Origin of the sequence: Fictibacillus barbaricus (assembly GCF_014635025.1) — a bacterium.
GTDB classification, from domain to species: domain Bacteria; phylum Bacillota; class Bacilli; order Bacillales; family Fictibacillaceae; genus Fictibacillus; species Fictibacillus barbaricus.
In genome coordinates, this window is the sequence record NZ_BMCE01000001.1 from 1628509 (window position 1) to 1644227 (window position 15719).

Annotated in this window: 17 protein-coding genes; 15 read left to right on the top strand and 2 right to left on the bottom strand. The window is 40.5% G+C overall.

Annotation, left to right across the window (positions count from 1 at the left end):
* From IEV52_RS08050 to IEV52_RS08060, 3 genes are all read left to right on the top strand, one after another.
* Entirely contained in the window at positions 1–984 is a 984-nt protein-coding gene (locus IEV52_RS08050; RefSeq protein WP_188401932.1) for an alpha-ketoacid dehydrogenase subunit beta, read from the top strand.
* A gap of 18 nt (positions 985–1002) precedes the next feature.
* On the top strand, positions 1003–2331 hold the full coding sequence (locus IEV52_RS08055; RefSeq protein ID WP_188401933.1) for a dihydrolipoamide acetyltransferase family protein: 1329 nt from the start codon (positions 1003–1005) through the stop codon (positions 2329–2331).
* A 166-nt stretch (positions 2332–2497) separates the two neighbouring features.
* A complete protein-coding gene (locus IEV52_RS08060) occupies positions 2498–2935 on the top strand; it encodes a BrxA/BrxB family bacilliredoxin (RefSeq protein WP_188401934.1) in 438 nt (145 codons plus the stop codon).
* A gap of 170 nt (positions 2936–3105) precedes the next feature.
* Here the strand turns inward: IEV52_RS08060 and IEV52_RS08065 are convergent, their stop codons facing one another.
* Positions 3106–3537, bottom strand: a complete 432-nt coding sequence (locus IEV52_RS08065) for an NUDIX domain-containing protein (protein ID WP_188401935.1) — start codon at positions 3535–3537, stop codon at positions 3106–3108.
* 127 nt (positions 3538–3664) lie between these two features.
* Between IEV52_RS08065 and IEV52_RS08070 the strand changes: the two genes are divergently transcribed.
* The 5 genes from IEV52_RS08070 (at position 3665) to IEV52_RS08090 (ending at position 7466) form a co-directional block, all read left to right on the top strand.
* Positions 3665–4453 carry a transporter substrate-binding domain-containing protein gene (locus tag IEV52_RS08070; protein ID WP_188401936.1) on the top strand — a complete coding sequence of 263 codons (789 nt, stop codon included), beginning with the start codon at positions 3665–3667 and terminating at the stop codon, positions 4451–4453.
* Between the two features lie 18 nt (positions 4454–4471).
* Positions 4472–5131 (top strand): amino acid ABC transporter permease, encoded by a 660-nt coding sequence (locus IEV52_RS08075; RefSeq protein WP_188401937.1) that lies wholly within the window; start codon positions 4472–4474, stop codon positions 5129–5131.
* The gene (locus tag IEV52_RS08080) at positions 5124–5837 is read left to right on the top strand and encodes an amino acid ABC transporter ATP-binding protein (RefSeq protein ID WP_188401938.1); all 714 of its coding nucleotides are present in this window, start codon (positions 5124–5126) and stop codon (positions 5835–5837) included. The genes IEV52_RS08075 and IEV52_RS08080 overlap by 8 nt, the downstream gene beginning before the upstream one ends.
* 117 nt (positions 5838–5954) lie before the next feature.
* Positions 5955–6902, top strand: a complete 948-nt coding sequence (locus tag IEV52_RS08085; protein ID WP_188401939.1) for an aromatic acid exporter family protein — start codon at positions 5955–5957, stop codon at positions 6900–6902.
* Between the two features lie 66 nt (positions 6903–6968).
* Positions 6969–7466, top strand: coding sequence for a L,D-transpeptidase (locus tag IEV52_RS08090; RefSeq protein ID WP_188401940.1), 498 nt, complete (start codon positions 6969–6971; stop codon positions 7464–7466).
* Between the two features lie 44 nt (positions 7467–7510).
* On the opposite strand, the gene prli42 is transcribed toward IEV52_RS08090, so the two are convergent.
* Positions 7511–7603, bottom strand: a complete 93-nt coding sequence (prli42, locus tag IEV52_RS08095) for a stressosome-associated protein Prli42 (protein ID WP_188401941.1) — start codon at positions 7601–7603, stop codon at positions 7511–7513.
* Between the two features lie 182 nt (positions 7604–7785).
* On the opposite strand from prli42, the gene IEV52_RS08100 reads away from it, so the two are divergent.
* The 7 genes from IEV52_RS08100 (at position 7786) to IEV52_RS08130 (ending at position 15616) form a co-directional block, all read left to right on the top strand.
* Entirely contained in the window at positions 7786–9426 is a 1641-nt protein-coding gene (locus IEV52_RS08100; RefSeq protein ID WP_188401942.1) for an acyl-CoA mutase large subunit family protein, read from the top strand.
* A 22-nt stretch (positions 9427–9448) separates the two neighbouring features.
* Positions 9449–10288: a methylmalonyl-CoA epimerase gene (gene mce, locus IEV52_RS08105; RefSeq protein WP_188401943.1), complete on the top strand. Its 840-nt coding sequence runs from the start codon at positions 9449–9451 to the stop codon at positions 10286–10288.
* 3 nt (positions 10289–10291) lie between these two features.
* The gene (locus tag IEV52_RS08110; RefSeq protein ID WP_188401944.1) at positions 10292–11839 is read left to right on the top strand and encodes an acyl-CoA carboxylase subunit beta; all 1548 of its coding nucleotides are present in this window, start codon (positions 10292–10294) and stop codon (positions 11837–11839) included.
* 18 nt (positions 11840–11857) lie between these two features.
* The gene (locus IEV52_RS08115; protein WP_188401945.1) at positions 11858–12988 is read left to right on the top strand and encodes a M20/M25/M40 family metallo-hydrolase; all 1131 of its coding nucleotides are present in this window, start codon (positions 11858–11860) and stop codon (positions 12986–12988) included.
* Positions 12989–13185: 197 nt separating this feature from the next.
* Positions 13186–13683: a MarR family transcriptional regulator gene (locus tag IEV52_RS08120; RefSeq protein WP_188401946.1), complete on the top strand. Its 498-nt coding sequence runs from the start codon at positions 13186–13188 to the stop codon at positions 13681–13683.
* Between the two features lie 82 nt (positions 13684–13765).
* Entirely contained in the window at positions 13766–14941 is a 1176-nt protein-coding gene (locus tag IEV52_RS08125; RefSeq protein ID WP_188401947.1) for a DNA polymerase IV, read from the top strand.
* Positions 14942–14959: 18 nt separating this feature from the next.
* Positions 14960–15616 carry a phosphatase PAP2 family protein gene (locus tag IEV52_RS08130; RefSeq protein WP_188401948.1) on the top strand — a complete coding sequence of 219 codons (657 nt, stop codon included), beginning with the start codon at positions 14960–14962 and terminating at the stop codon, positions 15614–15616.
* Positions 15617–15719: the final 103 nt, after the last annotated feature.

A 15719-nucleotide genomic window follows, 5' to 3' on the forward strand; every position in this document is an offset into this window, starting at 1 on the left:
ATGCCGGTTATATCATATATTGATGCTGTAACACAAGCTATCCGCGAAGAGATGCAGCGTGATAAAAGAGTGTTTGTTGTAGGAGAGGATGTTGGGGTCCGCGGAGGTGTTTTCCGTGCAACAACTGGATTGATCGAAGAATTTGGTGAACAAAGAGTGATCGATGCACCGCTAGCTGAATCGGCTATTGCTGGGGTAGGTATTGGAGCGGCTATGTATGGGATGCGCCCGATTGCCGAAATGCAGTTTGCTGATTTTATTATGCCAGCTGTGAACCAAATTGTATCTGAAGCGGCTAAAATTCGTTATCGATCCAATAACGATTGGTCATGTCCAATTACGATTCGTGCTCCATATGGCGGAGGCGTACACGGTGCATTGTACCACTCACAATCTGTTGAAGCTCTATTTGCTAATGTGCCTGGTTTAAAAATTGTTATGCCATCAACACCTTATGATGTAAAAGGTCTTTTAAAGGCAGCCATTCGTGATGAAGATCCGGTTCTTTTCTTTGAACATAAACGTGCTTACCGTTTGATCAAAGGTGAAGTACCTGAAGAAGAGTATGTACTGCCGATCGGTAAAGCTGATGTGAAGCGCGAAGGTGAAGACATCACCGTTATTACTTATGGACTTTGTGTACATTTTGCTCTACAGGCAGCTGAAAAGTTAGAAAAAGACGGTATTTCAGCTCATATATTAGATCTTCGTACGGTCTACCCATTGGATAAAGAAGCGATAATTGAAGCAGCATCCAAAACAGGTAAAGTACTTTTAGTAACAGAGGACAATAAAGAAGGAAGCATCATGAGTGAAGTTTCAGCTATTATTGCTGAGAATTGCTTGTTTGAATTAGATGCACCGGTTCAGCGTCTTGCAGGCCCTGATGTTCCGGCAATGCCTTATGCACCGACAATGGAAAAGCACTTTATGGTGAATCCTGACAAAGTAGAAAAAGCCATGAGAGATCTTGCGGCATTTTAACAATAGGAGGGGACTTTAATGGCTACAGAAAAAATTACAATGCCCCAGTTAGGGGAGAGTGTAACAGAAGGAACAATCAGTAAATGGCTGGTACAGCCTGGAGATACGGTAAAGAAATATGATCCATTAGCAGAAGTTATGACAGATAAAGTGAATGCGGAAGTTCCATCTTCTTTCAGCGGAACAATTAAAGAATTAGTTGCTGGTGAAGGTGACACGCTTTCTGTTGGTGAACTCATCTGTTATATAGACACAGAAGGAGAAGGCGGCGGTGAACCGGCACCTGCTCCTCAGAAGGAAGAAAAACAATCAGAATCTGTTTCAGCTTCTTCTGCTCCAAGCTCGAGTACAGCACCTGCTGCAAAAGCTGCTCGTGGAGCGGGAGGACGATTTTCACCGGCTGTTGTTCGCATGGCTTCTGAGCATGGAATCGACTTGAACCTAGTTGAAGGAACTGGCCAGAGCGGAAGAATTACACGTAAAGATCTTCAGAAGATCATTGATTCTGGTCAAATTCCTACTGCTGAGAACAAACCAGCTGCTGCTTCGGATAAAGAAGCACCAGTCAGAGAGCGTAAACAAGAAACTGTGCAGCAAAAAGAAACGGCAACTGGGTTAAAGCCCGTTGCAATCGAGTCTATGCCTGGTGATATTGAGATTCCTGTTTCCGGTGTTCGTAAAGCGATCGCTCAGAATATGGTCCGCTCAAAACATGAAGCACCGCATGCATGGACGATGGTAGAAGTAGATGTTACAAACTTAGTGGAATACCGTAATTCTGTTAAAGGTGATTTTAAATCAAAAGAAGGCTACAACCTTACGTTCCTGCCTTTCTTTATCAAAGCAGTCGTTGAGTCATTAAAAGAGTTCCCGCAATTGAATTCAATGTGGGCTGGAGATAAGATCATCCAGAAAAAAGATATTAACATTTCGATCGCTGTTGCAACAGACGATGCGCTTTATGTTCCTGTTATTAAGCATGCTGATGAAAAGTCCATCAAAGGCATCGCACGCGATGTTAAAGAGCTTGCTGACAAAGTTAGAACAAATAAACTTGCTGGCGATGATATGAAAGGCGGCACGTTTACCGTAAATAACACTGGATCGTTTGGATCTGTGATGTCAACACCGATCATCAATTATCCGCAAGCCGCTATCCTTTCAGTAGAATCAATCGTTAAGCGCCCAGTTGTTATGAACAATGGCATGATCGCTGTCCGTGATATGGTAAATCTTTGTTTATCATTAGACCATCGTGTTCTTGATGGTTTAGTATGCGGGCGCTTCTTAGCCAGTGTAAAAGAGCGTCTTGAAAACATGACGAAAGAAAACACATCAATTTATTAAAAAAATGTGTTAAACAGGTTTATGACGGTTTTATTGGGGGTAGAGATAACTATCAACACCTCCAAACCCCATAACCCCCTAAGAAAAGTGCCGTAAATGTTACGGCATTTTTCTTTTTTATATTTGTTTTATTGAGTACAATAAGAATGAAAGGAGCTGAACCTGAATGAATTTTCAATTCAATTTATTTAATGATGTAGTAGAAACGGCTCGTAAAGAAATGGTTGAAGCGGGATATACACAGCTTTTTAAAACGGAGGATGTTGAAGAGGCACTCCGTAAAGAAGGAACAACACTTGTTATGGTCAATTCGGTATGTGGATGTGCTGGTGGTATCGCACGTCCTGCTGCTTCATATTCAGTAAAGCAAGATGTGCGCCCGGATCACCTTGTTACTGTGTTCGCAGGACAAGATAAAGAAGCGACTGAGACAGCCCGCTCTTATTTCACGGGGTATCCTCCATCCTCTCCTTCCTTTGCGTTACTAAAAGACGGTGAGATCCAAATGATGGTAGAACGTCATGAAATTGAAGGGCACGAACCGATGGAAGTAGTAAATAAATTAAGAAGTGCCTTTGAAAAGTATTGCAAAAAGGACGCATAAATAAGGAAAGCTGGCTCTTAGGATGAGCCAGCTTCTTTTTTAGCTCATAAATGAGGGGGAACCTTAGATTTATGAGCGTTCGCAGAGATTTATGCTCGTTCACGGAGATTTATGAGCGTTCGCGAGGAATTATGCTCGTTCACGGGAACTAATGCTCACCCCAAGAAATTTTATGCTTTCCCGGCACGGCACGCCTTTTTAACAGCCCAAACGTGTGAGGAATGAAATAATATATCTGCTGCATCATCTATTTCCATCCACAAAAGCTTATGATCATCATCTACAGGTTGACTTACAAATTCTCCAAAGCTTCCTGTATAAAAATACCCATTATTCATTAAGTATTCTCCCTGTCTGGTTTGAAAATACTGCTCTGCATGACCAACATACTGGTTCAATTCGAATATAAAGCCTGTCTCTTCCATACATTCTCTTTTTAAAGCAGTATGCTGTTCTTCTCCAATCTCTAAGCCGCCACCGGGTAAAAATCCCTTACCGTTCTGAACGATAATGGCTACTTTCTTATTTTTTTCTAAAACAACTGCATATACAGCTTCTCGTCTACGGTAATATACATCTGGTATCTTTTTGCCAAATTCCATACTACTGACCGCCTTTGATTGAATAAAAATGCATTCAGAATTATTAAAATACTTAATTTTGCATATTTATGTGTTAATATTCATTTTATCTAATAAATATAAACACTTTATACAGGGGGATCTACAAATGAAACGAAATCTATTTAGCCTTTATTTTATCATAGTACTTGCATTATTAGCGGGATGTGGAGCAGTGGAGGAAAAGAGTTCTTCAGGCACTGGCAGCGAGTCTTCTGAAAAAACATTAATCATGGCTACATCTGCTGATTATCCGCCGTATGAATTTGTAGAAACAGCAGAGGGCGGAGAAGTTGTAGGTTTTGATATTGATGTAGCAAATCACATCGCAAAGAAATTAGGATATAAAGTTGAGATTAAAGATATGGACTTTAACGGATTGATCCCGGCATTAGACAGCGGAAAAGCTGACTTTGTAATTGCTGGTATGACACCTAACGAAGAGCGTAAAAAAACAGTAGATTTTTCAGATGAATATTATGCAGCTCAGCAATTAGTTGTTACAAAAGATAAATCTATTCAAACAGTAGAAGACCTCGAAGGTAAGACACTAGGAGTACAGTTAGCCTCTATTCAAGAAAAAGAAGCTGATAAACTATTAAAAGATCATTCTTTTAAAGTTGTCCAGCGTAATAAAGTAACTGAGCTGGTTCAAGAGATGAAATCAAACCGTGTGGATGCAGCAATTATTGAAGACGCTGTAGCTTATGAATTTTTAAAGAAGAATAAAGAGCTATCATCTTTTGCTGTGCCGAATACAGATGCAGCAGGTTCTGCGATCGCGTTTCCAAAGGACAGCGAACTGACAGAAGCGTTTAATAAAGAGTTAAAGAAAATGAAAGAAGATGGGACATTGGACAAACTCGTTGAGAAGTGGTTCGGTGTGAAAAAACAATAAAGAAAGAGAGTGGTAGGCATGAACTTGGATTTTGCCCAGCTCGTGCCTTCTATTCCGTACATTTTGTATGGAGTATGGGTTACGTTGCAGTTCGTGGCTGTATCTTTAGTACTTGGCTTTTTGTGGGGGACAGTTCTTTCCCTGTTTAAAATAGGAAAAATTACAATCTTAAGATGGTTTGCCGATGCATATACGTCAATTTTTAGAGGTACGCCTTTAATTTTACAGATGCTTCTAATCTATTATGCGATTCCACAGCTTACTGGTGTTGATATTGGAGCATTTACAGCAGGTGTACTGACCTTTGCACTGAATTCAGCAGCATATATTTCAGAAATTATACGTGCAGGTATTAATGCCGTTGATAAAGGACAAAAAGAAGCGGCAATGGCGTTAGGCGTCCCGTATCGCACGATGATGTTAAAGATCATACTGCCTCAAGCGTTTAAGAATATTTTACCGGCACTTATGAATGAATTTATAACACTAACAAAAGAATCAGCTATCGTTTCTGTTATCGGAGCGCTTGATATTATGAGACGTGCTCAAATCGTTGGAGCAAGCAATTACCGCTTTTTTGAGCCGCTATTATTAGCAGGTTTAGTCTACTATCTGCTTGTCATGCTTCTGACTCTTGCAGGTCGTGTCTTAGAGAGGAGGCTTGCTAAAAGTGATTGATGTGAATAGCTTAAAAAAACGCTTTGGCAGCAATGAAGTGTTAAAAGGGATAACAACAAAGATAAACAAAGGAGAAGTCATCGCGGTTATTGGCCCATCCGGGTCAGGGAAATCCACTTTTCTCCGTTGTTTGAATCTGCTTGAAAAACATGATGAAGGTTCTATAAAAATAGAAGGCAGCGACATCAGATCAATGGAAGTGCACCTTCGTAAAAAGGTAGGCATGGTGTTCCAGCATTTTAATCTTTTTCCGCATCTTACCGTTCTTGAGAATGTCACATTTGCACCTCAGCAGGTTTTAAAGGTCGGAAAAAAAGAAGCTGAAAAAGATGCTTTAGAATTACTGAGTGCTGTTGGCCTTAGTGATAAAGCTGACAGCTACCCTTCTAACCTCTCTGGGGGACAAAAGCAGCGTGTGGCTATCGCTAGAGCATTGGCCATGAAACCAGAGGTTATGCTCTTTGATGAACCAACTTCTGCACTTGATCCTGAGATGGTGAAAGAAGTACTTCAGGTTATGAAAAATCTTGTGAAAACAGGAATGACGATGGTCATTGTTACACATGAGATGGGTTTTGCGAAAGAAGTTTCAGACCGTGTTCTATTCATGGATGACGGAAGATTAGTAGAGGATCAGGACCCGGCGATATTCTTTGAGAATCCAAGAACAGAAAGAGCTAAAGCTTTTTTAGAAAAAGTGCTATAATAATTTTCATGGACTTCATTAGGAGTCCTTTTTTTAATTTAAAAAAGCTTGATTTTTATAAGTAGTCCATAAGGGAAAAGATGAAGTAAGAACTATGAAAGAAGGCGTACTATTTTTATGAAATTTACGATTGGATACCGAACCTTAAAAACAGCAATAGGTGCTGGCCTTGCGATTGCCATCGCACAATGGTTTAAGCTGGACTTTTTTACGTCTGCTGGTATATTAACAATCCTTTGTATAAAAATTACAAAAAAACGTTCGATCATCAGTTCATGGGAGCGTTTTGCTGCGTGTTTGCTCGGTATCGTGTTTGGTGCTGTGATCTTTTCGTTAGTCGGTTATCATTTTTATTCGTTAACTATTCTTTTAATTCTTTTCATTCCAACACTGGTTGCCTTTAACCTTAAAGAAGGAATCATAACCTCATCTGTTATCATTCTTCATTTGTACACACTTCAGAAGGTCTCATGGGCAATCGTACTGAATGAAGTAAGCCTTATTGTGATTGGGATCGGTATGGGGCTTGTCATGAACCTATACATGCCTTCAATGGAAAAGAATCTCTTACATATGCAGAAAGAACTGGAAAAAAGATACAAGAAAATTTTCCGTGAATTTCACCTTTATCTTGCCCACGATAAACACGAATGGGATGGAAAAGAAATCACAGAATGTGCAGATCTTATAACGAATGCTAAAAGTCTGGCTTTTCGGGACGTTGAAAACCATTTTTTGCGTTATGAGAACCAATATTATCATTACTTTAAGATGAGAGAAAAACAGTTTGAAATTATTCAGCGCATGCTTCCGATCATCTCTTCCATCGATAAGACTTATATTCAATGTGAAAAATTGGGCGGTTTTTTTGAACGATTAGGAGCGGCTGTTCACCCGGGCAATACTGCTGCACTGTTTCTTGAGGAACTTAAAAAGATGAGACAAGAATTTAGAGAGATGCATCTTCCAAAAGACAGGGAGGAATTTGAGACTCGATCTAAACTGTACCAATTGCTTAATGATATTGAAGATTATTTATTGATCAAAAAAGAGTTTAAAAAATAAATCTAACTGCTCATGAGTCACCCTGTCTTAACAAATACTAAACAAAAACTGACAGGGTGATGAAGAATGGTAAATCTAAGTATTGCTTTTCTTTTGTTATTTTCACCGATCTGGCCATTAGGCAATACCCATAAGTTAGGCGATCCTTATGTAATTGTAAATAAGGCGGCTAATAGACTTGCCTATATTGAAGAAGGTAAAGTGAAGGAAGTCTATAAAGTGGCAACTGGCAGGTCAAAAGAGTTAACGCCCGAAGGAGATTTTACAATCACTGTAAAAGCAGTAGATCCTTATTACCGAAAAAAAGACATCCCTGGCGGAGACAAGACGAACCCGCTTGGAACACGATGGATTGGATTTGATGCGCAGAATACGGACGGCAGAACTTTTGGTATACATGGGAATAATAACCCTTCTGCAATCGGCAGGTTTGTAACAGCGGGGTGTATAAGGATGTATGAAAAAGATGTACAAAAACTTTACACTAAAATAAAAATAGGTACGAAGATCAAAGTCATTCATAGTCAAAATAGCTTCGAAGAAATTCTAAGATCACAGGAATAAAGAAAAAAACCCCAGTCTAAACTGACTGGGGTTTTGTATGCTGTTTATAAGAAGAAAGCGACTCCTGTTAATAAACTGCTTACAACTAATGAGATAATCATAATATATACAATCGTTTTCATCATTTTTTGACTCACAGTAAATACCCTCCTATAACTTTTCCCACATCAATTGTATCGTGTTTAAGAAATAGAAACAAGAAATCCATGGAAGCTTTGCAATTTTCGTCGAAAATTTGCGTATTCAAGCAGGAAAAAGCGCTTACAAAACGAAAGATGTTATGTTGAGAATATTTTTCTTTGTTAACAGGAGGCTTCTAATGGATAAACAACAGCGATTAAAGAACTGGCAAGAAAAAACAGAGCAATCAATGAATAGATTTCCTGAACGAAAAGAACGGTTTCACACCTCGTCTGATATTGAGATCAAGAGATTATATGGTGCCGAGGAAGAACATTATCCGATGGATTCACTTGGGCTGCCAGGAGAATTTCCATATACACGCGGCTCCCAATCCACAATGTATCGCGCCAGATTTTGGACGATGAGGCAATACGCAGGATTTGGTTCTGCTGAAGAGACAAACAAACGCTTTCGATATTTGTTAGATCAGGGCCAAACAGGTCTATCGGTTGCTTTTGATCTTCCTACTCAGATCGGGTATGACTCGGATCATTCTATGGCACGTGGTGAAGTGGGAAAAGTAGGGGTTGCTATTGATTCATTGGAAGACATGGAAGCTCTACTAAAAGATATCCCACTTGATAGAGTAAGTACTTCTATGACCATTAACGCACCTGCCTCCGTTCTCCTGGCTATGTATATCGCTGTTGCCGAAAAGCAAGGAATTGGAGCTGATAAACTTTCAGGTACGATCCAGAATGATATTTTAAAAGAATACATCGCTAGGGGCACATACATCTTTCCGCCAAAGCCATCCATGCGTCTGATTACTGATATTTTCAGCTATTGCCAGAAACATGTTCCGAAATGGAACACGATCAGCATTTCCGGCTACCATATTCGAGAAGCTGGAGCGAACGCAGCACAGGAACTTGCTTTCACGATCGCAAATGGGCTAGCGTACGTAGATGCTGCATTACATGCTGGTATGGATATTGACGATTTCGCACCACGTTTAGCCTTTTTCTTTAACGCACATAATCAGTTCTTTGAAGAGGTTGCTAAATTCAGAGCAGCAAGAAGAATGTGGGCAAAGCTTATGAAAGAAGAATACGGCGCAAAGAATCCAAAATCTTGGCAGCTTCGTTTTCATACACAAACAGGAGGATCAACTCTCACTGCTCAGCAGCCTGATAATAATATCGTGCGTGTTACGACTCAAGCTCTTTCTGCAGTTCTTGGTGGAACACAAAGTCTTCACACAAACTCTAGGGATGAGGCATTAGCTCTTCCGACTGAAGATTCTGCAAGGATCGCACTTCGCACGCAGCAGATCCTAGCGCATGAGACAGGAGTTGCCGATACAGTTGACCCTCTAGCTGGTTCTTACTACGTAGAACATTTAACAGATGAGCTAGAAAGAAAAGCAAACGAATATATTGAAAAGATTAATCAGATGGGCGGAGCGGTCTCTGCTGTTGAGCAAGGCTATATGCAGCGTGAGATCCATCACACATCCTATGAAACACAAAAAAAGATCGAGAATGGGCAGGAGATCATTGTTGGCATGAATAAGTTCACGATTGAGAACGAACCCCAGCCAGAACTATTAAGAGTCGATCCTGCCCTTGGTGAAAAACAGAAAGAAAAATTGCACGCCTTAAAATCAAGGAGAGACCAAAACCGAGTGAGCGCTCAGTTGGAAACACTTAGGACCGCAGCAAAAGGTCAAGAGAATCTAATGCCTATTATCGTTGAGTGTGTGAAATCATACTGCACGATAGGAGAGATATGCGGCGTACTTCGTGAAGAGTTTGGCGAGTACACGGGCGTATAAGAAAGATAAGGAGTGGAGAGAGATGAATAAAACAATACGTGTTTTGATAGCTAAGCCAGGGCTGGATGGCCATGATCGAGGAGCTCTTGTTATCTCACAAGCCTTACGAGATTATGGGATGGAAGTCATTTATACAGGGTTAAGACAAACACCAGAACAGATTGCTGCAGCAGCTGTCCAGGAAGATGTAGATGCGATCGGATTGTCTTGCCTCTCTGGGGCACATAATGAACTTTTTCCAGAAGTGATGAGGCTTCTTCAAGAAAAAGGGGCGACTGACATTATCGTAGTTGGCGGAGGTGTTATTCCTTGGGAAGATATACCGTTCTTAGAGTCAAAAGGGATCCAAAAAGTATTTACTCCGGGAACACCGACGATTGAAACAGCTAAATTTATTGAAAAAGCAGTTTTAACTCGTGATGGCATGAAAAAGGCTGCTGAAGTTGCACCAGAGAGAATCGACCATATCGGAATTGCTGTTGAATCGCTTGACAGTACCCTTCCTTTTTATGTGAATGTATTAGGCCTTACACTCGAAGCCATTGAAGAAGTGCCTTCGCAAAAAGTAAAAGTGGCTTTTATTAAGATTGGAGAAACAAGATTAGAGCTTCTCGAAGCATTGTCATCTGAGAGTCCGATCGCTCAATTTATTGAAAAGCGAGGACAGGGAGTGCATCACGTTGCTTTGGGAGTGACAAACATTCAAGAACGCATTGATGATATGAAAGCAAATGGAATCAAGATGATCCATGATGCAGCCGTTCCAGGAGCGGGCGGTGCTGCAGTAGCCTTCATCCATCCTTCTTCCACTCATAAAGTGTTGTTTGAACTTTGTGAAAAGACAAAGAAGGAGGAAGCATAACAAATGGACATCTATGACAAAATTAATGAGCTGTATGAAAAAAAGACAGAGATCGAGCTTGGCGGCGGTGATGACCGGATTGATAAACAGCATGAAAGAGGAAAGCTTACCGCTAGAGAGCGAATCGATCTTTTATTAGATGAGGGAACGTTCGTAGAGCTTAATCCTTTTATGGAGCATCGATCACATGATTTTGGCCTGTCTGGCATGAAGGCACCTGGAGAAGGTGTTGTAACGGGATATGGAAAAATACATGGACGCCCTGTTTACTTGTTTGCTCAGGATTTTACGGTGTTCGGCGGTGCGCTTGGAGAGATGCATGCTAAGAAGATCAGTGCGGTTATGGATCTTGCAGCTAAAAACGGCACACCTTTTATTGGACTGAATGACTCGGGCGGGGCACGTATTCAAGAAGGTGTTATGTCACTTGACGGGTATGGTCACATCTTTTACCGAAACAGCATCTATTCAGGTGTGATCCCTCAGATATCTGTGATCATGGGACCTTGTGCAGGAGGGGCTGTCTATTCTCCCGCTATTACGGATTTTGTTTTCATGGTGGAAAAAACAAGCCAGATGTTTATTACGGGACCAAAAGTGATCGAGACCGTAACGGGTGAGAAGATCTCTTCAGAAGATTTAGGCGGTGCAGAAGTTCACGGATCAAAAAGCGGGAACGCACATTTTACTGCTCCAACTGAATCAGAAGTATTAGAAGATGTTAGAAGATTAATCTCCTACCTACCGCAGAATAATAAAGAGAAGACACCTGTACTGCCTTGGGGAGATGAAGAGGATGACCGTCCTGATCTGACCGAGATCATACCATTTGATTCAACTCGCCCTTATGACGTGAGAACGGTTATACAAGAAGTGGTGGATAAGGATTCCTTCATGGAGGTACATGCGCAATTCGCAAGAAATATAGTTGTAGGTTTTGCAAGGATAAAGGGTGAAGTGATAGGATTAGTATGTAATCAGCCAAAAGTCATGGCTGGAGGACTTGATATTGATTCTTCAGATAAAGCATCACGTTTTATCCGTCTATGCGATTCGTTTAACATACCCATCATCACCTTTGAAGATGTAACAGGTTTCTTCCCAGGTGTTAAACAAGAGCACGGCGGCATTATCCGCCATGGAGCAAAAATTCTATATGCCTATTCAGAAGCGACTGTTCCTAAGATAACAATCATTCTTCGAAAAGCCTATGGCGGCGCATATGTTGCACTTAATAGCAAGTCTATTGGAGCTGACTTGGTATTTGCATGGCCTAACGCAGAGATTGCTGTTATGGGACCTCAAGGGGCAGCTAATATTATCTTCTCAAAAGAGATTGAAAGAAGCGAAGATCCTGAAGCTACAAGAGCGGCTAAAATAGAAGAATATCGTACAAAGTTTGCTAACCCCTACATCGCTGCTGCGAACGGAATGGTAGATGATGTTATTGATCCGAGAGAAACAAGAATCAAGTGTATTCAGGCGCTTGACATGCTGCGAAACAAGAGTGAAGAAAGACCATACAAAAAGCATGGAAATATACCACTATAAGAAGCGAGGGAATACATAATGGTAAACGCTGAACGTTTATTAAACGAATTTTTAGAGCTCGTTCAGATCGATTCTGAAACAAGACATGAAAAAGAAATCTCTATCGTTCTCAAGAAAAAATTTGAAGAGCTTGGAGTAGACGTATTTGAAGATGATGCGGAGTCTAAAACAGAACACGCTGCAGGAAATTTAATCTGCACGTTAAAAGGGAACAATAAAGACGCAGATACGATCTATTTTACATCTCATATGGATACTGTAACGCCTGGAAATGGAATCAAACCTTCCATTAAGGACGGTTATGTAGTAACTGATGGTACAACCATTCTTGGAGCAGATGACAAAGCAGGGCTAGCGGCAATGTTCGAAGCGATTAAAGTGCTAAAAGAGCAGAATATTTCTCATGGAGATATTCAGTTCATCATAACGGTAGGAGAAGAATCTGGGCTCGTCGGGGCAAAAGCGATGGATGCTTCAAAGATTACAGCTAAATATGGTTTTGCACTAGATAGTGACGGGCCTGTTGGTGATATTATCGTAGCGGCTCCCACACAGGCGAAAGTGCGAGCAACAATCTATGGAAAATCTGCACACGCAGGTGTAGCACCTGAAAAGGGAGTATCTGCTATTACGATCGCTGCAAAAGCCATTTCCCGTATGCCGCTTGGTCGAATCGATGAGGAAACTACTGCGAATATCGGCCATTTCCACGGTGGAGGAACAGGGGAGCAAACAAACATCGTGTGTGATACTGTATTTGTTTTAGCAGAAGCTCGTTCTTTGATTCAAGAAAAGATGGAAGCTCAAACTCAAAAGATGAAAGAAGCATATGAATCTGCTGCTGCTGAAATGGGTGGGCGTGCTGATGTGAAAATTGAAGTGATGTATCCTGGCTTTAAGTTTGGTGATGGAGATCACGTTGTTGAAGTTGCTAAAAAAGCAGCTGAGAAAATTGGACGTCCTTACAGACTGCTTCATAGCGGGGGCGGAAGTGATGCTAATATTATCGCGGGTCATGGTATTCCTACGGTAAACCTGGCTGTTGGGTATGAAGAGATCCATACGACTAATGAAAGAATGCCGATTGAAGAATTGACAAAAACAGCAGAAATGGTTTTGGCTGTAATTGATGTTGCTTCTGGAAATTAAAAAAACATTGACGAAACTTGGCGAATTTCCGCCAAGTTTTTTTTCTTAGATAGGACATGATGCCTGTTTTTGTAACTGACAGAAATAAAATGTCGTTTAAAAGTTGACAGTCACTTCGTGGTTTATGTAAGATGTTTTTATCATGTAAATGAAAATATTGGAAATTAAAAGAATCTTATTTCGGGGGAGGAAATGGGATGAGTCAATTATCGGAAACACATATGATGATCAACTATATGCGTGGAGTATATAAAGTCTTAGAAGAAGATTGGCAAAAGTCCGCTAAATCAATCGGACTAACACAAGCAGAGCAGCATATCTTATGGATTGTATCTTTAGAAGAGGATATCACGATCTCAAAGATCGCTTATTATGGTTTGTGGGATGTTTCAACCGTTATGCAGGTCTTAAAGCGGTTAAAAGACAAAGGTCTTGTCACATTAGAGAAAAAGAATGATGACCGGCGCATCTCTTATGTGTATTTAACAGAAAAAGGGTTGGAAAAACATAAGGAATCAACAAGTTTCAGCTGCCAAATATACAGCTTCCTTCAAAAATGGCTCGAAGATGGAGACAAACAAGAGTTTTATCGTGACCTTATTCAATTACATAAAGATCTAAACAAGCATTTTCATGGCGAAGAATTTGTTGATTGGGTAGAGGATACTGGAAAAAGGCTTCATGAGGCAAGGTAGATACCTTGTCTTTTTTCTTTTGTTTTTAAACCCTGTCCGCTAACATATACTAATAAATAGGTTTATAAAAAGGAGTGTTCATGTGTATCAGTCTCCTGTATCTAAAAGAAGAATTATATTTCATGTGGACATGAACAGCTTCTATGCTTCTGTTGAAATGGCTAAAAACCCTGAGCTTAGAGGAAAGCCCCTCGCTGTTGCAGGGAATGTTGAAGAGCGTAAGGGCATAATCGTAACTTGCAGCTATGAAGCAAGGGAAAAAGGGGTAAGAACAACGATGCCCCTCTGGCAAGCTAGAAAACTTTGTCCAAATCTCGTCGTTGTCCCGCCAGACTTTGAAACCTATAAAATCTATTCATCGCGCATGTTTCAGGTTCTGCAAGAATATACACAAGAGGTCGAACCTGTCTCCATTGATGAGGGATATATGGATATGACAGAATGTGAGCGGCCGCTAGAAATCGCTAAAGAAATTCAGATGAGGCTGTTAAATGAGCTGAAGTTGCCGTGTTCCATCGGCATTGGCCCCAATAAATTTTTATCCAAAACGGCATCAGATATGAAAAAACCACTTGGTATTACCGTTTTAAGAAAGAGAGACCTCGCAAAGAAGCTATGGCCGTTAAAAGTGGGTGAAATGCACGGAATCGGCAAGAAAACAGAAGAAAAACTAAATAAGTATGGCATTATAACCGTAAAGGATTTAGCTGAGGCGGTAGATTATGAACTGAAGCACCGTTTTGGGATAAACGGGATCAAAATGAAAGAAAGAGCAAATGGCATAGATCCTCGTCCCGTTGACCCCAGTTCCGCAAGTGATTATCGGTCAATCGGAAGTTCTACGACATTAAGTGAAGACCTTGTCTCTGTAACTGAAGCCGAAAACGTCTTTAAAAAGCTTGCAGATAAAGTAACAGCGAGGTTAAAAGCAAAAGGCTATGTAGCTCTAACTATTGCGATCACCATTCGATACAGTGACCGTAAAACTATCACAAGAAGCAAAATGCTCCGTAATGCAACACATCGCCAAGAGGAGATCTGCAAAACAGCGTTGGACTTATTTCGCCGTCACTGGAACCACGAAGCTGTTCGTCTTCTAGGTATAACAGCTACTGAAGTAATAGAGAGAGAACATGCTACCTATCAGCTGGATCTATTCTCTGTTGAAAAAAATGAAAAGGATGCCTTGCTTCATGATGTCATGTCTTCGATCGAAAGGAAGCATGGTGAAGGAATCATTAAAAGGGGAAAAAATTAACAGGAGCTGAAAGGTATCATGAGTGAAAAAACAAGCGTGATAAGAACAGTTATGTTAATCGCCGTTCTATTTGGTGTTTTTATTTTATTTGCTTCATTTTATAAGCAAACAACTGTTAATGGATTAGATGTTTATGCGATGCAGAACGTTTCAGTGATCCACCACCCCACTTTAAGTGAATTCTTTACATCTATCACCAATGCCGCCTCCAGGCCTTATCAGTATGCGATTTATATCTTTTTTACGGTGATCTGGCTTGTTGTAGAAAGGAAATGGATAGAGCCTCTGGTTTTAGGAATCTGCCTTTTCGGGATACGATTTGAAAATCAATGGTTTAAGAGCTTGTTTGAGAGAGACAGGCCAATGTTTGATCGTGTGATAGAAATCAATGGCTATAGTTTTCCGAGTGGTCATGCAATGATTTCCATTGCCTTTTTTGGTTTTCTTGCTTATTTGCTTGTTCAAAATTATTCACTGATGCGTTCCTTTAAAAAAATAATCTATTGGCTGACCGCAATTTTTGTCGTGTTAGTCGGCTTTAGCCGAGTGTATCTAGGGGTTCATTATCCGACTGATGTTCTGGGGGGATTTGCAGCTGGCGGAACTTGGCTTCTTATTTGTGTTCTGCTATATAAGATGCTGGTTGGGCTTGTTAAGAGAAAAGTGCATGGATAGGTCTTGGTTTTTTTTTAGTGAGAACTAACTTGTTATATTCAGGGAATAGGGAAGCATTCTTCTCTGGGAAGACAGTTTCAAGTTATTATGATGATGAACACAT